At 41.3% G+C, this 22,031-nt stretch carries 21 protein-coding genes; 16 read left to right on the top strand and 5 right to left on the bottom strand.

Annotation, left to right across the window (positions count from 1 at the left end; translation table 11 throughout):
• Positions 1–337: 337 nt before the first annotated feature.
• The 5 genes from QUB80_RS10865 (at position 338) to QUB80_RS10845 (ending at position 6,495) form a co-directional block, all read left to right on the top strand.
• Entirely contained in the window at positions 338–3,073 is a 2,736-nt protein-coding gene (locus QUB80_RS10865) for an MGH1-like glycoside hydrolase domain-containing protein (RefSeq protein WP_289789524.1), read from the top strand.
• Positions 3,074–3,171: 98 nt separating this feature from the next.
• Positions 3,172–3,780: an alpha-amylase family glycosyl hydrolase gene (locus QUB80_RS10860; RefSeq protein ID WP_289789523.1), complete on the top strand. Its 609-nt coding sequence runs from the start codon at positions 3,172–3,174 to the stop codon at positions 3,778–3,780.
• Positions 3,774–4,688: an alpha-amylase family protein gene (locus QUB80_RS10855; RefSeq protein ID WP_289789522.1), complete on the top strand. Its 915-nt coding sequence runs from the start codon at positions 3,774–3,776 to the stop codon at positions 4,686–4,688. Before QUB80_RS10860 ends, QUB80_RS10855 begins: the two co-directional genes overlap by 7 nt.
• Before the next feature lie 213 nt (positions 4,689–4,901).
• A complete protein-coding gene (locus QUB80_RS10850) occupies positions 4,902–5,699 on the top strand; it encodes a DUF1269 domain-containing protein (protein WP_289789521.1) in 798 nt (265 codons plus the stop codon).
• Between the two features lie 139 nt (positions 5,700–5,838).
• The gene (locus QUB80_RS10845) at positions 5,839–6,495 is read left to right on the top strand and encodes a DUF1269 domain-containing protein (RefSeq protein ID WP_289789520.1); all 657 of its coding nucleotides are present in this window, start codon (positions 5,839–5,841) and stop codon (positions 6,493–6,495) included.
• Between the two features lie 258 nt (positions 6,496–6,753).
• Here QUB80_RS10845 and QUB80_RS10840 read toward each other — a convergent pair whose 3' ends face one another.
• The 3 genes from QUB80_RS10840 to QUB80_RS10830 form a co-directional block, all read right to left on the bottom strand.
• Positions 6,754–7,473, bottom strand: a complete 720-nt coding sequence (locus QUB80_RS10840; RefSeq protein WP_289789519.1) for an energy-coupling factor ABC transporter ATP-binding protein — start codon at positions 7,471–7,473, stop codon at positions 6,754–6,756.
• A gap of 108 nt (positions 7,474–7,581) precedes the next feature.
• Positions 7,582–8,262: an energy-coupling factor transporter transmembrane component T family protein gene (locus QUB80_RS10835; RefSeq protein WP_289789518.1), complete on the bottom strand. Its 681-nt coding sequence runs from the start codon at positions 8,260–8,262 to the stop codon at positions 7,582–7,584.
• The gene (locus tag QUB80_RS10830; RefSeq protein ID WP_289789517.1) at positions 8,255–9,178 is read right to left on the bottom strand and encodes an energy-coupling factor ABC transporter permease; all 924 of its coding nucleotides are present in this window, start codon (positions 9,176–9,178) and stop codon (positions 8,255–8,257) included. Before QUB80_RS10830 ends, QUB80_RS10835 begins: the two co-directional genes overlap by 8 nt.
• A 733-nt stretch (positions 9,179–9,911) precedes the next feature.
• On the opposite strand from QUB80_RS10830, the gene QUB80_RS10825 reads away from it, so the two are divergent.
• From QUB80_RS10825 to QUB80_RS10805, 5 genes are all read left to right on the top strand, one after another.
• On the top strand, positions 9,912–10,937 hold the full coding sequence (locus tag QUB80_RS10825; RefSeq protein ID WP_289789516.1) for a multicopper oxidase domain-containing protein: 1,026 nt from the start codon (positions 9,912–9,914) through the stop codon (positions 10,935–10,937).
• A 339-nt stretch (positions 10,938–11,276) separates the two neighbouring features.
• Entirely contained in the window at positions 11,277–12,320 is a 1,044-nt protein-coding gene (locus QUB80_RS10820; protein WP_289789515.1) for a ComEA family DNA-binding protein, read from the top strand.
• A 244-nt stretch (positions 12,321–12,564) separates the two neighbouring features.
• Positions 12,565–12,999: a ferritin-like domain-containing protein gene (locus tag QUB80_RS10815; RefSeq protein ID WP_289789514.1), complete on the top strand. Its 435-nt coding sequence runs from the start codon at positions 12,565–12,567 to the stop codon at positions 12,997–12,999.
• A 123-nt stretch (positions 13,000–13,122) separates the two neighbouring features.
• On the top strand, positions 13,123–14,067 hold the full coding sequence (locus QUB80_RS10810) for an FTR1 family iron permease (RefSeq protein ID WP_289789513.1): 945 nt from the start codon (positions 13,123–13,125) through the stop codon (positions 14,065–14,067).
• Positions 14,068–14,146: 79 nt separating this feature from the next.
• Positions 14,147–14,947 carry an MOSC domain-containing protein gene (locus QUB80_RS10805; RefSeq protein WP_289789512.1) on the top strand — a complete coding sequence of 267 codons (801 nt, stop codon included), beginning with the start codon at positions 14,147–14,149 and terminating at the stop codon, positions 14,945–14,947.
• A 50-nt stretch (positions 14,948–14,997) separates the two neighbouring features.
• On the opposite strand, the gene QUB80_RS10800 is transcribed toward QUB80_RS10805, so the two are convergent.
• Positions 14,998–15,954: a stage II sporulation protein M gene (locus QUB80_RS10800; RefSeq protein WP_289789511.1), complete on the bottom strand. Its 957-nt coding sequence runs from the start codon at positions 15,952–15,954 to the stop codon at positions 14,998–15,000.
• An 80-nt stretch (positions 15,955–16,034) separates the two neighbouring features.
• Between QUB80_RS10800 and QUB80_RS10795 the strand changes: the two genes are divergently transcribed.
• Positions 16,035–16,889: a DUF975 domain-containing protein gene (locus QUB80_RS10795; RefSeq protein ID WP_289789510.1), complete on the top strand. Its 855-nt coding sequence runs from the start codon at positions 16,035–16,037 to the stop codon at positions 16,887–16,889.
• Between the two features lie 22 nt (positions 16,890–16,911).
• Positions 16,912–17,703 (top strand): RDD family protein, encoded by a 792-nt coding sequence (locus QUB80_RS10790; protein WP_289789509.1) that lies wholly within the window; start codon positions 16,912–16,914, stop codon positions 17,701–17,703.
• A 62-nt stretch (positions 17,704–17,765) separates the two neighbouring features.
• On the opposite strand, the gene QUB80_RS10785 is transcribed toward QUB80_RS10790, so the two are convergent.
• Complete coding sequence (locus QUB80_RS10785; RefSeq protein WP_289789508.1) at positions 17,766–18,560, bottom strand: DUF1868 domain-containing protein; 795 nt, start codon at positions 18,558–18,560, stop codon at positions 17,766–17,768.
• A gap of 279 nt (positions 18,561–18,839) precedes the next feature.
• Between QUB80_RS10785 and holA the strand changes: the two genes are divergently transcribed.
• From holA to QUB80_RS10765, 4 genes are all read left to right on the top strand, one after another.
• Positions 18,840–19,829: a DNA polymerase III subunit delta gene (holA, locus tag QUB80_RS10780; protein ID WP_289789507.1), complete on the top strand. Its 990-nt coding sequence runs from the start codon at positions 18,840–18,842 to the stop codon at positions 19,827–19,829.
• 134 nt (positions 19,830–19,963) lie between these two features.
• Complete coding sequence (locus tag QUB80_RS10775) at positions 19,964–20,455, top strand: DUF4168 domain-containing protein (RefSeq protein ID WP_289789506.1); 492 nt, start codon at positions 19,964–19,966, stop codon at positions 20,453–20,455.
• A gap of 309 nt (positions 20,456–20,764) precedes the next feature.
• Entirely contained in the window at positions 20,765–21,364 is a 600-nt protein-coding gene (locus QUB80_RS10770; RefSeq protein WP_289789505.1) for a MiaE family protein, read from the top strand.
• A gap of 153 nt (positions 21,365–21,517) precedes the next feature.
• Positions 21,518–22,015: a GNAT family N-acetyltransferase gene (locus QUB80_RS10765; protein WP_289789504.1), complete on the top strand. Its 498-nt coding sequence runs from the start codon at positions 21,518–21,520 to the stop codon at positions 22,013–22,015.
• Positions 22,016–22,031: the final 16 nt, after the last annotated feature.

The following is a 22,031-nucleotide window of genomic DNA, read 5'->3' as shown; positions in this document are numbered from 1 at the left end:
GCTTACAATCCAGCTAATCTAGTAGTGAACTCAGCTATTAATTTATTTCTCAATTTTTCTAAGTTCAGTTGAGTGATAAATTTCAGACCAATGTATTATTCTCAATTGAGATTTATGTAGTCTAAGATGTATTGTTTTTTGAATTTTTAGAATGATTTAATCTTTAAAGTTCAGAATGTTTATAAACTCAAAGATAAAAGGTATTAATTTTTGGCTAGAAAAATTATCTGTACCTAACTGGCATTTGTTTAACAAATTAAAAAGATTATATCAGCATTAACTGTCTAGAGATTTTACACTGCTAAAAATCTAATATTCACGTGAGCAGGAGATATCTATGACTGCGGAAGAACAACGGCTTGAGCAAAACCGCACTGGCAAAACCGATTGGTATAAATGGGGGCCGTATATAAGTGAGAGGCAGTGGGGTACTGTACGCGAAGACTACAGTTCCGATGGGAATGCCTGGAATTATTTCCCGCACGATCACGCGCGATCACGAGCATATCGCTGGGGTGAAGACGGATTGGGTGGTATCACCGACAGCCATAACCTGCTCTGCTTTGCACTGGCACTATGGAATGGCAAAGATCCTATTCTCAAAGAGCGGTTATTTGGGTTGACTAATGGCGAAGGCAACCACGGCGAAGATGTAAAAGAGTACTACTTCTACATCGATAGCACGCCCACCCATTCCTACATGAAGTATCTCTACAAGTATCCGCAATCAGAGTTTCCTTACAACGATTTACTCAACACCAATCGCCGTCGCAGTCGTTATGAACTGGAATACGAACTTTTAGATACGGGCGTTTTTGACGATGATCGCTACTTTGATGTGTTTGTAGAATACGCCAAAGCAGATGTCGAAGATATTTTGATTAAAATCAGTATTGTTAATCGAGGATCACAAACAGCTCCTATTCATGTGCTACCGACTTTGTGGTTCCGTAACACTTGGTCTTGGACGAACGGTGGAACAAAGCCTGTACTCAAAAAAGTTGAGGGAACGAATAACAGTGTAGTGCATGCTCACATCACAGATACCTTGCTCAATCAATATATCAGCGACTATTACTTCTACTGTAATGGCTTGGTTCCGTTGCTATTTACAGAAAATGAAACAAACAATCAGCGACTGTTTGACACACCTAACGCTAGTCCCTATGTAAAAGATGGTATTAATAATTACATTTTAAATGGACAGCAGGACGCCGTTAATCCCCACAAAGTTGGTACAAAAGTTTCACCCCATTACGAAATCAACATTGGAGCCGGGGAGACAAAGGTAATCCGATTGCGTCTTTCCAAAAATGCTCCGGCTCATCTCAGTGAGGCATTTGGCACTGAATTTGACCAAATTTTTACGACTCGCCTCAAAGAAGCAGATGAGTTCTATCAAGCCGTGACTCCACCATCAGTTCTAGCAGATAGCGATCGCACGAATGTCATGCGGCAAGCACTAGCCGGGATGATGTGGACAAAACAATACTTCTACTACGATGTGGATAATTGGCTGAGGGAGCGCAACATCACCCCTTGGACACTGGCAGCCCAAAGAAAGCATGTGCGCAACAGCGATTGGTTCCATATGCATAATGACGATATTGTTTCTATGCCAGACAAGTGGGAATATCCCTGGTACGCTGCTTGGGATCTGGCGTTCCACGTCATTCCTATCAGCTTGATCGATCCGGACTTTGCCAAAAATCAATTGATGCTGATGTTGCAGGAAGATTACTTGCATCCAAACGGTCAAATCCCTGCCTATGAATGGAACTTTAGCGATGTGAATCCACCCGTACACGCTTGGGCAACCTGGGAAATTTATATCCGCGATCGCGAACTTAACAACGGCGTCGGGGATATTGAATTTCTCAAATACGCCTTTTCCAAATTACTGATTAATTTTACTTGGTGGGTCAATCGCAAAGACGAAGGCGGAGACAACTTGTTTCAAGGTGGATTCCTGGGATTGGACAACATTGGAGTGTTTGATCGCAGTTCACCGTTACCTACAGGCGGCTATCTTGATCAAGCAGACGGTACCGCCTGGATGGTATTTTTTAGTCAGCAGATGTTTGAGATTGCAATTGAATTGGCACTCCACGATCAACTCTACGAAGACTTTGCAATTAAGTTCTTGGAACACACCATGTGGATCGCTGGAGCGATGGATCGGATGGGTGAACATCAAGACGAACTATGGGATGAAGAAGATGGTTTCTTCTACGATGTACTGCGTTTTCCCGATGGCAAGTCCACCCGTCTCAAAGTGCGATCGCTAGTCGGTTTATTGTCTATGATGGCAGTTGTTGTTTTTCCTAGTGAAGCTTTTGCAAAACTGCCACGTTTTAAGGCAGAAGCACAAAAGTTCATTATGCAGCACCCCGAACTTACTCATAATATTCATTTACCTAATCAGCCCGGACATCGAAATCGGCTAATGCTCTCTATCTTGAACGAACATAAACTGCGCTGTGTACTCTCCAAAATGCTCGATGAATCAGAGTTCCTCAGTGATTATGGCATTCGTTCCCTGTCCCGCTATCACTTAGAGCATCCTTACAGCTTTTATCACGCGGGACAAGAATATAAAGTAGGATACGTTCCCGGTGATTCTACCTCAGGTATGTTTGGTGGCAATTCTAACTGGCGCGGCCCCATCTGGATGCCTGTCAATCTCCTGCTACTGCGAGCACTTTTTCATCTGTATGCCTATTACGGCGATTCTTTTACCGTAGAATACCCCACAGGATCTGGTAAGCACCTATCGCTATTCGATGTCGCCCAGCAAATCAGCGAGCGAATTGTGAGTATTTTTCTCAAGGATAAATCTGGTCGTCGTCCAGTCTATGGCGGTACTGAGAAGTTCCAGCAAGATCCGCATTGGCGCGATCTAATTTTGTTCTACGAATATTTCCACGGGGATAACGGTGCAGGAATTGGTGCGAGTCACCAAACTGGATGGACGGGCTGCGTTGCGCGGATAATACACGCTTTGGGCTACTTTACTAAAGAAAGAGTATCAGATATCACAACACCTGGAGAACTCTCAAGGTTTCGGGCTTAAGTTACTGCATCTATCAACGGTAGCCCTCTTCTCTAAGTTCTTGTACTTGCCCAGCAGCGTGAATGGTAGAGTCATACAACAATGGGAAGTCCACAGCTATGCTAAAACCTATGTATCCCCTTTTATATCAGGTCAATACTCGTGTCTGGATACAATTGCTATCTAAACAATTGCATCGTCCAGCGACACTAGATGATATTCCTGACACAGCCCTAGATGAAATAGCCAGTTTGGGATTTGATTGGGTTTATTTCCTGGGGGTTTGGCAAACAGGGGATGCGGGGCGAAGTGTTTCACTGTCGAACCCAGAGTGGTTAGAGGAATATCGGCAATTGTTGAGCGACTTGTCCGATGAAGATATCTGCGGCTCTTGTTTCGCCATTAAAAATTATATTGTCAGCGATCGCATGGGCGGCAATCCAGCGATGGAACGACTGCGCGATCGTCTCCACCAGCGCAAACTCAAACTGATGTTGGATTTTGTTCCCAACCACATGGCTGTTGATCATGCCTGGGTGCAAACTCACCCCGATTTTTTTGTTCAAGGAACCGAAGCATTACTAGCACAACAACCTCAAAACTATTGCCGAATGTCCTTACCCTCTGGTGAAGCCATCTTTGCCTACGGACGCGATCCCTACTTTGCTGGTTGGCCTGAACACTCCAACTCAACTATGGGAATCCCTTACTGCAAGCGGCAATGCTAGGTGAATTGTTGACAATTGCTCAGTTGTGTGATGGGATACGGTGCGATATGGCAATGCTGATTCTGCCAGAGATTTTTCAGCGCACCTGGGGCATTGCAGCCGAACCATTCTGGCAAATCGCCATCCCAAAAGTACGGCAACATTATCCCGGCTTCATCTTCATGGCGGAAGTTTATTGGGATTTGGAGTGGACTCTACAACAGTACGGTTTTGACTACACCTACGACAAACGCCTTTACGATCGCCTGCGCGAACAACACGCCCAACCCGTGCGCGAACATTTTTGGGCAGACATAAACTATCAGAATAAGTCTGCTCGATTTCTAGAAAATCATGACGAACCTCGTGCTGCTGCTACTTTTCCACTCGATGTGCATCGTGCTGCCGCCATCCTCACCTTTTTGAGTCCAGGTTTGCGCTTCCTACATCAGGGGCAGCTAGAGGGCTTTATACATAAGATTTCGGTGCATCTCCAAAGAGGCCCCACCGAAATTATTAACGAAGAACTACATACCTTCTACTACAAACTGCTAACCTGTTTACGGCTACCCGTTGTACGAGAAGGCTCCTGGCGACTGCTCAACTGCACTCCCGCCTGGGATGGCAACTGGACGTGGAATAATTTCATCAGCTTTTCTTGGCAAGAACCCGGACAAAATCGGTTGCTGGTGATTGTGAACTACGCACCCTATCAGAGCCAGTGTTATGTAACTCTGCCTGACGACGACTTAACAGGCAAGTCATTTCACCTCAAGGATTTAATGAATCCTATTGTTTATGAGCGCTCCGGTGACAGTCTAGTCTCTGGTCTGTATTTTGATATACCGGGATGGGGCTACCATGTGTTTGACTTGCAGCCCGTGAGTTTGCTCCAACACCCTTTAGAAAATTTGGTCTCAGCATCATGAAATTCGGTGACACCTATTTAACTGCTCTAGATACTACATCTTTAATCTGTGGCAGTGAGCGACAAGAAAATTTAATAGGGGTTCTACGTCGGAGATTTATTTCACCTCAAAACCCATGCTCCGAGAACGCCTACACAGCTGTTTTTGGGTTAGCTCAAATCTGAAAGCTAATCCAATGATTACTCTCCAACTCAAACTAAGGAGCAAACCAACATGGAAAAAATGGTTGTAGTCGTTTTCGACAACGAAAGCAAAGCTTACAGTGGTTTGAACGAACTTAGAAAGCTGCATCAGCAGGCAGATATAGTCCTCTATGCGATCGCAGTCATTGCTAAGGATACAGACGGTAAAGTTGATGTGCGCCAAGCCGATGCAGGCCCCCTTGAAACCCTCTTCGGTGCAGCCCTAGGCAGCATGGTGGGTATGCTTGCAGGCCCTGTTGGCATGGCTGTAGGAATGGCTAGCGGCTCTCTTGGCGGAGCAGTGAGCGATATATCCCAGATGGGTATTGACCTTGAGTTTCTCGATGATGTCAGCAGAGTTCTAACTCCAGGTAAAGCAGCGGTTGTGGCATCCATTGATGAATACTGGACAACTCCTCTCGACACATCAATGGAACCACTGGCAGGAACAGTATTCCGTAAACTCCGCACCGAAGTCATTGACGATCAGCTTGATCGCGAAATCCGAGAGACTCAAGCAGAACTGCAAGCATTGGAGGAAGAATTCAATGCAGCAACGGCAGAACAGCAGGCTAAACTCCAAGCCAAAATTGATGCCACTCGCAGCAAACTCCAATCCAAGGTTGATGCGGCAAACAAGTGGATGGAAGAAACCAATCGTCAGTTTCAAGACAAAGTCAATGTACTGCAAGAGCAGGCAAAAATTGCTAGCGACAGAAGAAAAGCTCAGATACAGAAGCAGATTGCAGAAACTCAGTCTGATGTAGCACAACGGCAGGAAAAGCTTAAGCAGGCATCTACCTTAGCGAAAGAAGCCCTGACTGTCTAGTTAGATTCTGTTCAGAATATGCTCCGTTAAGCTACTTGTCTAACACAACTGCCTTCAAGCCTGATGTCACAGTATTTGGCTAGCGTGGATTTCGACAATTCATACCTTTCAATCAAGAGCAAAAAAGGAGAAATGAATCATGAGTAACAATCCAGTTCAAGTTATTGTGGCAGCGTTCAGCACACCCGACGGTGCAGGTAAAGTCATGACAGATCTCAAGCAGGGTAAAAAGGCAGGGTTAATCAGTATCCAAGATGCCGCAGTTGTTGTTAAAGACACTAACGGTAAAGTTAAGATTACTGATGCAAAACATCGCACAGCCAAAGGCTTGGTTACCGGTGGTATACTCGGTGGCTTGGTTGGGCTACTAGCTGCACCGTCGGTTGCAGCGATTGCGGCGGGCGGTGGTGCGATCGGAGCACTCATTGGTAAGTTGAAGAACGCTCCACTCAAGGCTGAAATGAAAGAAATTGGTTCAGCCTTACCTCCAGGCAGTTCGGCGATTGTAGCAGCGATTGAGCACAACCAGGAGGCACAATTGGAAGCTTTAGAAACTGCACTGGCAGAAGAAGCCGAAAGAGTCGTCCGCGATTCGCTCAAGGCAGATATTGCCGAGCAGTTAAGTGCAGGTGGCAACGTGCTGTATACCGCAGGTAGCGGCACAATCGGATCAGGAGTTGGTCGCGTGGCTCAGACACCCCAAGGAACTCAAATGAGCGGTATCCTCACCAGTGAAGACGGTGTCTTCGTAGAGGACGCGCAAGTCACAAACGAACCATTAGAGACAGCTAAGTAAAAATATGCCGCTAGAACCTGGCAATAACTAGCTCTATCAACTTGATTTCTTTAGATGATTCTTGTCAAGAACGCCTAGCTTGTCAACAAATCGCACAGCAATAGGCGTTCTTGGCTATTCATTACTCAAGCCAATTTTAGGATGAAAAATAAATTTAAAATATACCTGCCTCTACTAACTAGTTATTAGACTGTTAAGTAGGTCTTATTTCTAGAAATTAGATATCTTTTCCTTCTGCCATCTGCCTTCTGAATAACTTCACCAATCTACGGGTAAACCTAGCCTTTCCAAAGTATCTGCTTCTCGTAACAGTGACTGAATTTCAGTGTCTATTTGAATACAACCCCCAGACAACACTAAAGCACGTTGAGTAACCTTGCCTAACCAATGCAAATCATGTGATGCGATTAACATCACCTTTCCTTGCCACTGTAATAATAGTTGAGCAAATTGACGACGCCATGACGGATCAAGTCCATTTGTCGGCTCGTCTAAAATCAAAATTTCGGGTTCGAGGGCTAAAATTGCAGCTAAAGCAGCAAGGCGTCTTTGCCCTCCAGACAATTCGTGAGCAGAACGGTTGGCGTAAGCTTCTAAACCAAAATCAGCTAAAAGTTGCCTGGCTTTGTCAATTGCTATTGCTGGTGATACACCGTAATTACGTGGCCCGAAGGTAATATCTTCTAGTATTGTTGGCATGAAAAGTTGGTCATTGGCATCTTGAAAACCAAAACCGATTTGACGACGCACTTGTGGTAAAGTTTTTGGTTCTACGGGAATACCATTAATCCAAATCTTCCCGCTTTGGGGTTGTTTTAAGCCGATAATATTTTCAAGCAAGGTGCTTTTCCCAGAACCGGTTGGTCCCATTAAAGCTACACGATCGCCTGCATTGAGGGTAAAAGAAATTTCTTGTAAAACAGGTTTAGAGTTGGAATAAGTATAAACTAAATTTTGAACTACTAAGGCTTGTGACATTCTTGGAGTTAGTGGTTAGTAGAGGCGGGTTTTGCTGATGATTTTTGGGCTGAAAAAGACAATTTGTCTTCTAAACCCGCCCGTACAGTGGTTAATAATAGCTAATAGCTAATTGTGAGTTATGAGTTCAAAACCCAATATTTGATAAGAGGTTAGTGTCAAACAAAAAGCGATCGCAAAAGCTGTCAGCACGACAAAACGCTCTTTTGCTTTTAATGTGGAATCTACTGGTAGTGTACCTTGATAACCACGAGCTACCATTGCGGCATAAACTCTTTCTGCCCTGTCTAAACTCCGCAGATACAAGCTGCCGATCATAGCAGCACTAGTGTATCGCAACCATCCAGCAGTGCCATTCATTCCTCTAAGTTGCGCTGCACGCTGCATTCGCGTTACTTCATCCAGCAAAATTTCTATATATTGTCCAGATAATAGCAAGCTTTCCTTTAAACCACCTGGAACGGGTAAACTCTTGAGAGCAATGCCAAAGCTGTGTGGCGGCAAAGTTAACAAAAAACTATTCATTGTGATCAAGCAAATCAAAGAACGAACAAGCAGAAAACTAGCTCGCTCCCATCCCAAAGGTAATGCTAAAAAAGACAGAAAAATTAATTCTGCACCCAATAATCCTGTAAGTTGGCGAATGGGTACGCGTAATAGGACAGCCCAAATAAATGCGATCATACCATATGCAGCCAGCCAATACCAAGCATGGTACTTTAGTAAAGCTGTTCCGACTACAATCACTAAAGATAGATGTAAACGTAACGGTAATGACAGTCTAAGCATTATTTGGTTTCACCACTTGTGCAATACCAAAGGCAACAGCAAAGCAAACGCCAGATCCAAGAATTCCAGCGATACTTGTGCCAATCGGGCCTAATCCCTCTATGCTGTAGTCAGCAAAGGGTGTTGGTACTGATACTCGTATTTGTTCTGCTAAGTTAATAAAACCTAAGTCTTCGGCAACTCTCTCCAAACCATCTGGCCATGCTGAAGCTACTAAAGACAATACACCAGCAATCAGTAGAATACTCACTACTGGTACTAACCATCCTTGTAACTGCTGTTGTGTTCCTGGTAACAAATCTGGCCGTGCTGTCGATAGATAAGCTAATACACCCCCGGTAATCAAACCTTCGCCCACACCAATCAAAATATGCACACCTGTCATTGCTGGTAAAACTATGTTCACAGGTGCAGTCCCCGAAAGTGCCAATTGGATTGCAGCAACGATCGCGGCTGCTACAACACTGACGCCAGCAGCGATGCCAGCAGCTAGGGGCAACTTTCCTCTAGTTCCTCCCAGCAAACGTTGCAAAGTTTGAGTTAAGCCCCAGCCTACCCACACACCAACTACTGCCATGTTAAAAATATTCGCTCCTAAAGCTGTAATGCCTCCATCGGCAAATAGCACAGCTTGAATAATTAAAACTGTAGCGATGCACAACGTACCTGCCCAAGGACTGCCAAGAACAATCGCTGCTAAAGTTCCCCCCAACAAGTGACCGCTAGTGCCGCCTGCTACAGGGAAATTAATCATTTGGGCGGCAAAAATGAAGGCGGTAGTTAAACCCAAAACAGGTGCGCGTCGGATCCCAAAAGCATCTCGCGATCGCCCTAAGGCAATACCCAGTGCTGCCACACTCAATGCACCAGTTGCTGCTGCCACCGGTACAGAAACAAAACCATCAGGAATATGCACTATGTGCCTCCATTTTTGTTTTTATTTGCATTGTGTTTAGTAATTAATAAAACTACAGCACAAATTAATAAAAAACAAATTTTTGGTCTCTTTTACAATGCCCTATTGGGGGATTTACTAGTATTCCCCAAGGATTATTGACAAGAATTTTTCTATCAATTACTTTACATTATTTTTAATTGTAAAAATATAATAATTTACTTTTTATAATTCACAAAATTTGTGTCAAACATTTACAAAAATGCTTATTTAAACTAACTAAAATTTATTTAATGAGTACCCACATCTTCCATATTAAGTATAGATAATTACTAGATCATCATGTTCTAAGTATATTACTTACATATGGTTAGTAACAGCTTAGTTATATAAATAAAACCTTTTTTGTGAGCGAACTTGTTGACATCAGCACAATATCAATTATGTCACCGAGAAAAAACCAAGCTATGTAAAAAAAGTAGGATATTTGTACGCGGCTCATAGTAGCGCTATCTTTGTTAAAGAACTACTCAAAACTAATTATGATTATTAATAAGGACTTACTTAACTCCTTGTAATATGTACAACCAAGCAAAGTCTTATCTCTGCGGAGTGCTGTAGAAAGTAAGTCGAGTTTTGTATGCAATCATAAAAACATTGAAAAATTATTGACATTAATTCTTAATTCCTCTTCAATAAAAATTAATTGCAAAATAATCGCAGTTTATTTGGAATTGCAAATCTAAGATCTGCTATGCCTAATAAATTTACTCTCAATAAAGAAAAAATAGTAAGTCGTCGTCAGTTGTTGAAACTTGGGTTAGCAGGAACTGGTATAGCAGGGGTAGCGGTGGTGTGGCATAGGCTAAATGTCCAAAAGCAGTTGGTAAGAATACCATCCTTGGAGATGGAGGCAGTCGCCAAAAGTGCTGCTAACCCTATGCAGGTAATTCGAGATTTTGATTATGGAACGCCCAAGCGGGAAAATGGGCGGATAATTCGGGAATTTAGCTTGACTGCCGGGACTTCGGCTATACAGCTAAATAGTGCTGTTGATTACAATATATGGGATTTAAATGGTCGCATTCCAGGGCCGACACTGAGGGCAAAACAAGGTGATCGCGTGCGCATATTGTTCCTGAATAAAGCGGGGCATTCTCACTCTCTGCATTTTCATGGCATCCATCCTGCGGCAATGGACGGTATTCGTCCAGTTAGCAACGGTAGTGCGGCGATTTATGAATTTGATGCTGAACCTTTTGGCGTTCATCTTTATCACTGCCATATTGAACCTGTCACTCGGCACATTGCTAAAGGACTGTATGGAATGTTTATCATCGATCCACCCACTCCGCGTCCACCCGCAGATGAGATTGCCCTGGTGATGGCTGGGTATGACGTAAATGATGATAACCACAATGAATACTACGCATTTAATGGCTTGCCGGATTATTACATGGAGCATCCGATTCGCATTTACCAAAATCAGTTGATTCGGCTATACGTCCTCAACATTATTGAATTCGATCCTGCTGTAACGTTTCACCTTCATGCCAACTTTTTTGATGTTTACCCATCAGGAATGACTCTAACTCCTAACCTAAAAACAGATGTAATCACGATGGGTGTAGCAGAACGACACATTTTAGAGTTTGCTTTTCGCTATCCGGGAAAATATATGTTTCATCCTCATCAAGATGCGATCGCAGAACATGGATGCATGGGACAATTTGAAGTAGTCGCTGAGAAAGGCTCTCCCAATCAACGTCACAATGCTTAGTATTGCTTAGTCAAACAGGCTCTAGAAGAATGTGGTAATTTACTGTTTGCTATTGGCTACTAGTGAAAGAGTCTGCTTTAGGAATGCATGAATCTAGTAATTTACTGATATCATTTTAGACTTTTAATTAATAGATATTCTTAACAAGCGTTAGTTCCTAATCACAAAAGTCAAAGAATTTGTTAAAATCAGTAACTTAAATTAAATAGCTAGTTGATAAAAAGTTTCATTACGTGCAAAATTAACATAGCAAAAATTACAACAAAGTGTCAAACTTACCTGCCAAATATAGCCTAACAGTCTTTCAATAACTAGCTTTTAAATCTATTAGGAGTACAGATGATAAAATTCCGTTATATTTGCTTAAGTGTTGCGGCTTGTGCAATTGTGACTTTGAGCTCCTGTAGTAGCGGCACACCCACAGCAGAAAATTCACCCGCGCCGAATAATGTCAATCCTGCAACAAAAACTACACATACAGGAAGTCATAGTGGACATAGCAGCAACAAGAAAGTTAATATTAACACTGCGATTTTATCCGAGTTAGATAAGTTTGAAGGGCAGCTAGGTGTACCCGCTTTATCGCATAAAATTCAGGCAAGTCGCCCCTACGGTAGCCCAGAGGATTTAGTGACTAAAAAGGTAATTACCCAGGAACAGTTTGATAAAATCAAAGACCAAGTCACCATTGAGGAAGTGGTTCTTACAGGTGAAGCTAAAGATGTAGACTATATGACCAAGCTGGGGTTGATGAAAGGACATCTGATAGTAGCACAAGAACTATTAGATAAAAATCAGCCAAAGCAGGCAGAACCACATATTGGACATCCTGTGGAAGAGATTTATGTTGATGTAGAAGATCAGATCAAGGAACGCAAAGTTAAGGAATTCAAGACTACTTTGATCAGCTTGCAAGACTTGGTAAAAGCTAAACCCAAAGATGCCAAGGTAAAAACTGATTTAACTTCTTCTATACAAGCAGTGGATGGAGCGATCGCTGCTTTAAGTGAAACTGAACGGACTAATCCTTCATTCGTTCTTCAAGTGATGAATGGCTTGCTTGATGCTGCCAATTCGGAATATGGCGCGGCAATAGCCAATGGCAAAGTGTCGGCAGCTATTGAGTATCAAGATTCCCGTGGCTTTGTAGTGTATGCTAACGACTTGTACAAAGGTATTTCTAGTCAAGTAGCTAAAAAGAATCCCACAGCGCACAAAGCTATTGAGACGAATATGGCTGAACTATTAAAAGTTTGGCCTAGTGTAACTCCGCCAGCAAAACCAGTCAAAACACCAGAAGAAGTAACCAAGCTGGTGACAACCATTGAGCAGGAATCGCAAAAAGTGGTTGATGCTTCTAGTACCCAAGCACAAAAATCATAATCATCGCAATGAACGGAAGCTGGATTAGCCTTGGTTTTAATCTTAAGGTAGGAGTTTAAAATTTAGTCAGAAGTGAAGAGTTATGGGTAGAAGTGGCTGATTTAGTCAAGAGCTTTTAACAAAAGCAATATTCGATTAAATCTGTCTATATAGAAGTTAATGGTATTGTTGATTACTCGTAATTCCTCACCTCACTTATAACTCCTAAATGATAACTTTGGCTTTTAGTGTGAATTAACTAATAATGGAAGAACTTGACCACAAAAAGACAATCGACCTGCTAAACTCCATCATGGAATTTGAACTAGCAGGAGTTGTGCGTTATACACATTATTCCTTGATGGTTAACGGACCTTATCGTATTCCCATCGTAGATTTTTTCAAAGCGCAAGCAAGTGAGTCTTTACTTCATGCCCAACAGGTAGGAGAAATTCTCACAGGTTTAGATGGGCATCCTAGTCTTAAAATTGCGCCGATGGAAGAATCTTACAAACACTCTGTTAAAGACATCTTGGAAGAAAGTTTGGCACACGAAAAGAAAGCTCTAGATTTGTATAAAAAACTGCTAGGTGCTGTTACTAATGCCAGTATTTATCTAGAGGAATTCGCTCGAACCATGATTGGGCAGGAAGAGATGCATAATCTTGAACTGAAAAAAATGTTACGCGATTTCGGTTAATAGTCATTAGTTATTAGTTATTAGAAGCCAGCACCTGGGGCGGGTTTCCCGACTTGGGGTGACTGGCGTTCATTAGTTATGGCTTGTGACTAATGACAAAAGACAAAAGACAAAGGACTACTGATGGATTTTAGTACTGCTTTACCTACTTTTGTGATTACACTCCGAGAAGGAGTGGAGGCTGCCTTAGTTGTTGGTATTGTTATGGCTTTGCTCAAAAAAGCAAAAGCTACTCGGCTCAACCCTTGGGTATATGCTGGTGTCGGAGTTGGCATTGTCATCAGCGCACTTATAGGTGTGCTGTTCAGTTTGTTGATTCAAGTACTAGGGAATTTTAATCCTCAGTACACCTCTGTAGTTGAACCATTAATGGAAGCTACTTTCAGCGTTTTGGCGATCGCCATGCTCAGTTGGATGCTCATCTGGATGACTAAACAAGCCAGATTTATGAAAGCCCAAGTTGAGGGAGCGGTTACAGATGCTTTAAAAAGTAACTCTAATGCTGGTTGGGGAATTTTTAGCTTAATTTTAATTGCAGTTGTACGCGAAGGCTTTGAAACTGTTCTGTTTATCGCTGCCAATTTTCAACAGGGGTTAATTCCCAGCCTCGGTGCGATTGCTGGTATTGCAGTTGCTGCACTTGTAGGTGTACTTCTGTTTAAATGGGGTGTCAAAATCAATATCAAGCAATTTTTCCAAGTGATGGGTATTTTGTTGGTATTGATTGTTGGTGGATTGGTGGTGTCAGCATTACATAATTTTGATGAGGCTGTCGCTAACCTTGCTCTTAGTAACCGTGCCTCAGAAAGTCTTTGTTTTTATTATCAAAGGTTTACCAAAATCCACTCTTGCATTTTAGGGCCAATGGTTTGGAACACTGCCAATATTTTGCCCGATGAAAAATTTCCTGGTATTGTGCTCAAAGCTTTATTTGGTTATAGACAACATCTCTATCTCGTACAAGCTGTAGGATATGTCTTATTTTTGCTAACAGTCGGGGGTTTGTATTTCCGCAGCATCACAGGAGGAACTCCTGGTGGCAACATTCCAGTAAAGACTGGAAGCTAGGGACTAGGGGGGGGCTAGGGCGTGGAACATAAAATTATAGATCTAATCCCGAATCACCAGTACCCAGTACCCATTTCCTATGAACAAAATTTCTGTTCAGCAATTATTTATTTATCCATTTAAAGGCTTAAGCGCCCACCAGTGCGATCGCGTTAACCTGCAAGTAGGGCATGGCATACCAGGCGATCGCGCTTTTGCTTTGATGTACAAGCAAGATGTAATAGATACTGTCTTTACAAGCGTGCCTTGGATGAAGAAACATAACTTTGCCATGCAAAATGACTGGCATGGGCTAGCGGCGTTAGATTGTTTCTACGAGTCGGCTAGCGGCACTTTGACAGTCAAGCGTAAAGGTGTAGAGTTATTAGTTGCCGATACCAATACTAATAAAGGACGCGATTTAATTTCTGCCTTTTTCACTGGCTACCTAGCAGGAATTTACCCCAGTCAAGCTGCGAGACATCCTCAACGCTCACCTTTGCAACTAGTGGGAGAATTTTACAAAACACGCTATCCCGACCGAGAAGCAGTACATATTTCCCTTATCAGTCGGGAAACTATTAACCATTTAAGTGAGTTGGCTAGACAACCAATAGATGTACAACGGTTTCGTCCTAATATCGTCGTTGAGGGTGTATCCGCTTGGCAAGAATTTGATTGGGTAGGGCAAGAAATCCAACTGGGAACAGCGCGAATTGCTATTACAGCAAGAATTAATCGTTGTTTAAATATTGATGTGAATCCTGAAACAGGGGAAAGAGATACAAATCTACTTTCTCTGCTGCAAACACATTTTCATCATACACAGACTGGAGTTTTGGCGCAGATAATTAGCGATGGTTCTGTAGCGATCGGCGAGCAATTAATAGTTAATCTTTAATAATAAATTAGCCGAACTCACTTTTTCATTCAAACGTAAATTTCAAAAAATTATCCTTTTTTTCTACGACTGCAATAAGCAACTAATAACACAAATAATCCCATTCCAAACAGGTATTTAAAAGGTGTTGGCACGAGAGGATTAGGAGATATAAATCCCTCAATTATGCCAGCAATAATCAACATTGGCACAATAGCAAATACTAATTGCACTGCTTGAGAACCGTAGAACTTTAATGCATCAGCACGGCGATACTTTCCAGGAAATAAAATTGCTTTTGCTAATAAAAATCCAGCACCACCAGCAAAAAATATCGCAGGTAATTCTAAAGAACCGTGGGGAAATACGAACCCCCAAAAAGGATAGGCAAGATTATTTTGTCCGACTAAAGTGCCGATCGCACCAATCATCAAGCCGTTAAATACCATTAAAAACGCTGTATACAGCCCAGCTGTGATTCCGCCAGCCACTGCACCAAAAGACACCGACAGGTTATTCGTCATAATGTTGCTAGTTGCCAGAGGTTCGATACCGACAATTGAACCCATCCACAATTCACCGCGATCGCGCACTCTAATAATCAAACTTTCAGGCACAATCAGCGACATAAAACTGGGATCTTGCCAAGCATACCACCAAGCAACCAGCGCCCCCAGCACAAATAAAGCTGTGGCAAAAGCAATATATGGGAATGTTTTTTGGATTATATTTGGTAATCCCCAACGGTAAAAATTCAATACTGCATCCCATTCTTGTCGGCGTGAACCTTGGTATATTTGCGTATAGGCACGAGTTGTTGATGATTGTAAATTTTGTATCAATGTATGACTGACTTGTTGAGTGCGAGCGCGTGCCAAATCTGCCGATATCGAACGATATAAACTAGCTAACTCTTTGATTTGGGCTGCTTGCAAAGATTTAAGTCCTTTTGTTTCTACTTGTCTTAACAGAGCCTCCAGACGTTGCCAATTTGGTTCTCGTCGCGAAATCCAACGTTGAATATTCATAAATTTTGGGAACACTGAGTTTAAGTTAACTTAAGATAGCCTCAAGTTTACTACTGCATCTCACAGGAGCATAAGACATCATGTCTTTTAATCACGGTTCTTATAGCCCTCTACAACCATTAAGTATAGGTAATGTCGTCAGTACAGGATTTTTACTATATCGTTCTCATCTAAAGAAATATTTCTTACTTGCTCTCAAAGCTTATGTGTGGCTTTTTGTTCCAATTTATGGTTGGGCAAAGTTTTTTGCCCTCACAGCTCTAATTTCCCGTTTAGCATTTGCCGAGTTGGTTAATCAACCTGAAAGTATTCCCTCTGGCCAGCGTTTTGTTAATTCTAAGTTATGGCAGTATCTAATTACGATGCTGTTAATGTTACTTTTAGGTGTGGGAATTGTTATTGGTATTGTAATTTTATTTTTAGTTTTTAGTATTTTATCAGCATTACTAGTTGGTGGGATAGGTCAACAAGCAAATCCAACTGCATATAACATCTTTGGTTTAATAGCTATTGTATTTATGTTTTTGATAATTGTAGCTATTTTATGGTTAATGACACGGTTTTATTTAGTGGAAGTTCCTCTTTCTATTGAAGATAATATTAACAGCACGTCAACAATATCTAGAAGCTGGGAGTTAACTCAAGGTTATGTATGGCGAATTCTTTCTATTTCACTAATTGGATTTTTAATTACAATACCTATTCAGATATTTACGCAAATTATTAGCTTTATTCTACAGGGAATCTTTGCACCTCTTATTAGACAGGAACCTATAATTTTTGGTCTGATTTTTTTTGTATTAACCATAATTTTAAGCTTTGGTAGTGGAGCAGTTATTTTACCATTTTGGCAAGCTCTGAAAGCTGTGGTTTACTATGATATTAGAAGTCGTAAAGAAGGTTTAGGTTTAAAGTTACGAGAACAAGATATTTAAATATCATTATAATTTGACTGTTATGCATATTTTTAATCGTATTAAATACCAAACTCCAGAAAGTGTAGAATTAGAATTTGTTTTAGCAGGAATAGGCAGTCGTGCTTGGGCATTACTAATTGATTATCATGTTTTGGCTTTAATTTTTATTACCTTCATCAGTGCATGGTTATTAATTTCAGTACAACTAATAGATTGGTTAACAAATATTTTTAATAGTGAAAAAGTTGGTATTTGGCTATATGCGATCGCTTTATTAATCAATTATTTTATTTACACAGGATATTTTGTCTTTTTTGAGACAATATGGCAAGGGCAAACTCCCGGCAAACGCATAGCCAAAATTCGTGTTCTTAAAGACAACGGACGTCCGATTGGATTGCAGCAAGCAGCCCTACGTGCTTTACTGCGACCTATAGACGATACCTTATTTTTGGGTACATTTTTTATTATTTTTGGTCGTCGTGAAAAGCGTGTGGGCGATTGGGTAGCTGGTACAATTGTCATCCAAGCTCAACCACCTTCTATATCCAAAAATTTTACTATTTCTGAACAGGCAAAGTTAATATGTCAAGAATTGCTAGAAACAGCAAATGTATCAGCAATGTTACCTGATGATTTTGCCGTAATTCGTGAGTATTTGCTCAGACGTAAAGGAATGTCACAAAAAGGAAGGGAGTCAGTAGCTCTGCGACTAGCCAAGCAAGTTCAAACTATTATTAATTTAGAAAAATTACCAGAACGTGTTAGCCCTGAACTATTTTTAGAAGCTATTTACCTTGCGTATCAACAATCTTCAAATTTTGGTCAATAGTTGATAGCTAATAGTTAATAGTTTATTTTAGCCATTAACCATTAGCTATTAAACCTTAGCCATTAACTAAAGTTTAGAATTGGCCAGTCTGGCTCACGATAATACTGTGTCATGTTATCAAATTTTCGTAGTTCGGCACAATTTACTACAAAATCTAATGGATTCATCAACCATTGTTGATTGATTTGTGAAAATACATTCACAAGGCGATCGCGATCTAATTCAAGAGGAACCTCTCCAAAATAGCCCAATGTAATGTGGGCAGTGAAATGGTACTGTTGTTCAATACCTAAACCAATTAATTGAGGATTTTGATAAATTGCCCGGCGTAAATTTACAACTTGCTCGTAAAATTTTTCTTCTTGAGGAACTAAACAAACACCTACAGCTCTTGGCATAATCATCAGTCCCAATGTTTGCCAGCGAATTGGAGCAGAATAACCTGTCATAGACTGTTGATATTGCTGGAAAATTTCGGTAAAGCAAGAGCGTAACTGTTGTTCAAATTTAGGATTTTTTTCACAAGCGTCTCGAAAAGCGCTGTCCCAAATTAGATCTGCTAAGGTTAAATGAAAGCTAGCAGGTGGAACAGGTACAATCAAATTAGAACCAACAGGCAATTGCAAGAGTTCTTGTTGGTAAGCCTCTAACTTGGCATAGAAATTAGAGTTTTCTGTTTCTTCTTCCCAAGGTGGAGTAATAACTGTATAACCAGGAAAAGATACAGCTTGTCTTGCCCCATCCGGTGTAGGCTGAAATTTAGAGGATTCCTGGATATGCTGGACTTGGGATTTGTACGCTTCTGGGAGCGTCATCCGTGCTACCCGGTTTAAGTATGTTTGATAGTTGTCGTCCAATCTTCATATCCTCATGTTCTTACGCTTATTGATTTTAGGCAAACTTATCCGCATTGATTTAGTGACTTAAAAAGTATTTAGCTTTTTGGTGTGAAGGATAACATAAATTAAAAATTAACTAGTTGCGGTGAACAACCCCCACCGCAAAAAAGAGGAGTGACGAGAAAATGCCGCCCCTAGTGGGGATATAAAATATAGATTGTACAGAATCTAATGCCCAAATTCGATACCCAGTAACTAGTCCCCAATCCCCAGATTTCCTTTTCATCGAGGTTCCCTATGCCAATCTACGTTTACTGGGGTGAGGATGATTTTGCGATTGAAAAAGCAATTACCGCTTTGCGCGATCGCATCCTCGATCCTTTGTGGACAACTTTTAACTATACAGCTTTTCCGCCAGAGCAATCTGATGCCGTTATTGCTGGTTTAAATCAAGCTATGACACCACCATTTGGTGCTGGAGGACGCTTGGTGTGGCTTGTAAATTCTACACTGTGTCAGCATTGTCCAGAAAATGTCTTATCTGAATTGACACGCACTTTGCCAATCATTCCTGAAGATTCGTTTTTATTGCTGACAAGCCGTAGTAAACCTGATGAAAGACTGAAATCTACAAAGCTTTTAAAAAAATTTGCTACTGAATTTCGCGAATTCTCGCTGATTCCACCTTGGAAAACAGAACTGCTGCTACAATCAGTTCAACAAGCTGCTCAAGTTGTAGGCGTAAAATTAACTCCTGAAGCAGCGCAGATGTTAGCAGAAGCCGTAAGCAATGATACACGACTGCTGTACAATGAGCTAGAAAAAATACTACTGTATACTGGCGGCAACAACAAACCACAAGATGTAGACACCGTTGCCCAGCTAGTCAGAAACACCAATCAAAATAGCTTGCAACTAGCAGCTGCGATCAAAATAGGTGACGTAGCCAAAGCTTTAGCTATTTTGGCGGATCTCATTAATGCTTGTGAGCCATCTTTGCGCATAGTTGCCACACTCATTGGTCAATTTCGTACCTGGTTATGGGTAAAGATGATCGTGGAAAGTAGTGAAAAAAACTTACAAGCGATCGCCCAAGCTGCTGAAGTTAGGAACCCCAAGCGCATCTACTTTTTACAACAAGAAGTAAAATTCCTTTCTGTAAAGCAATTAATTGCTTGTTTACCTTTACTACTGGAGTTAGAAGTTAGTTTAAAGCAAGGAGCAACAGAGATATTAACCCTGCAAACGAAAGTAATTGAACTTTGTCAAGTATGCCAAGGAAAATAGTAAATAAAGACAGAGATGTGAGATCAAAGTACCATTCACAGAATAAATTCAGTATTTTCCTGGAACTTCTCTCTTATAAAATAATTCATTGTGGTTAACAGAAGTCTCAGTGTAGTTGTTTTGTACATAGCATAATGAACAGATCTGATTGCCTTTTTCGCAAATCAAGCCTAGCTAAGATAATTTTTCACTCCTTACTTGTTAGTTCTCTTAGTATTGTTAGTTGGGTAACTACCATGTTTGTGTGGAATACAAAAGTGGATGCTCAAAGCCCATCACAAACTATCCCAGCAGATAAAAATCCCGAAATAATGGGCTACTCTAGAGCCCTCATCAAAATTGAGTCGGCACGTCAACAAGCTTTTGAAAACATCAAGAAAATAATTGGGAACAGAGAAGTTCCTAAAATGGCTTGTAACGATCCCAATAGCTTAAATAACATTCCCAGTGAGGCTAGAGATATAGCGGTCAACTACTGTAATCGTTCTCAAGAGATAGTTAAAGAAAATGGGCTAACACCTGAACAATTTAATAAAATTACTGTTGAGTTACAGAATAATGAAGACTTAAAACGTCAAATTTATAATACGTTAATTCATTTGCAAAAAAACCCTAATGAGAAATAAATCAAATTACCACAAATTTGCAAATAGAGCTTAGGTAACTTCCTTACTCCAGAAATATGTGGAGGCAGTAAACCTATGATGTAATTAACAACAAAATAAATGTTTGTATTATTTTGGATTTAAGCGCAAATATAAATGAAATGCAAATTTATACACAAACTTTTCTTCGTCTCTCTTTATCCATGTCTTACCTTCTGCCTCTTTGCAGTCGCTACAACGGGGAGAACCCCTAAGGGCGCGCTGCTCTCTGCCTTCTGCCTTTTACTTAGCACAAGATACGATATATCTAGAGTTTTCTGACATTTAGCCGTGTTTTCTTCTGTGTTGCCGACTATCAACATTTTGAAACAACCCACAAGTGCCAATTGGGTGGAGCAGGCCATATCAAATCTAGACACCATTCTCCTCGATCATGCTCAATGCGAACGCAAAGCTGCTGGTGTCGCTTTGAATTTGATTTTTCGCTACCCTTCTAATGCGCGGATGGTAAGAGAATTAACTAAAATTGCTCGTGAAGAACTAGAACATTTTGAGCAAGTGAATCAATGGCTAGAACGCCGGAATATACCCATGCGCCCCTTAACACCGCCTCCTTATGGTGCGGGTTTGAAAGCCCAAATTCGCCCTCAAGAAAGCGATCGCTTTTTGGATTCCTTGCTTGTGAGTGGTTTAATTGAAGCTCGCAGTCACGAACGCTTAGGATTATTGGCTACTCACTGCCCTGAGCCAGAATTGGCGACATTTTATGAAGGTTTGATGAGTTCAGAAGCGAGACACTTTGGTATATATTGGGTACTAGCTGATACTTATTTTGACCGTGAAATTGTCAGGCAACGCTTAGATGAACTAGCAGTGATTGAAAGTAAGTTACTGGCAAATTTACATCCTGAACCGAGAATTCACAGTTAGGGGAAAAGCACAGGAGCAGAGGGGAAAATAACCACTGTACGGGCGGGTTTAGAAGATAAATTATCAGTTTGAACAACAAGATTATCAACAAACCCGCAGGGCGCTTCTTTTTGCAACGCGCTGCCTCCTCTACTAACAAATGACTAATGACTAATGACTTATCACTATTACCGAGATTTTTTAATTCGTGACTGGCAACAGCGCGATCGCATTCCCGCAGCAGAAGTAATTCGATCAGTATTATTGGAATATGGTTTGGGTTGGGAGCCAAACGGTGCAGATCAAGATGTACTGCAAGTAGAAGCATATTACTTAGCAACAAGGGGAGAGTTTTGGATAATTGAACACCAAAATCAAATAGTTGGTACGGGCGCATACTACCCCATCAAACGTGGTGAAAAAGCCGTCGAGATACGCAAAATGTATCTTTCGCCCAGTGTTAGAGGTTTGGGACTAGGAAAATATTTGTTACAACAGTTAGAAGAAGCGATCGTCTCCCGTGGTTTTCTCTCAATCTGGATAGAAACTGCCAGCGTTTTAGCCCAAGCAGTTAAGTTGTATGAAAGCAACGGATATATACCGACAACAGGTGTAGAAACAACTCGATGCGATCGCGTCTACGTCAAATCCCTCATGGCTAATTCCAATTAGCCATTAGCATTAGCTG

This window comes from Chlorogloeopsis sp. ULAP01 (assembly GCF_030381805.1).
Classification (GTDB): Bacteria; Cyanobacteriota; Cyanobacteriia; order Cyanobacteriales; family Nostocaceae; genus Chlorogloeopsis.
This window is presented reverse-complemented; position numbering and strand designations above follow the sequence as displayed.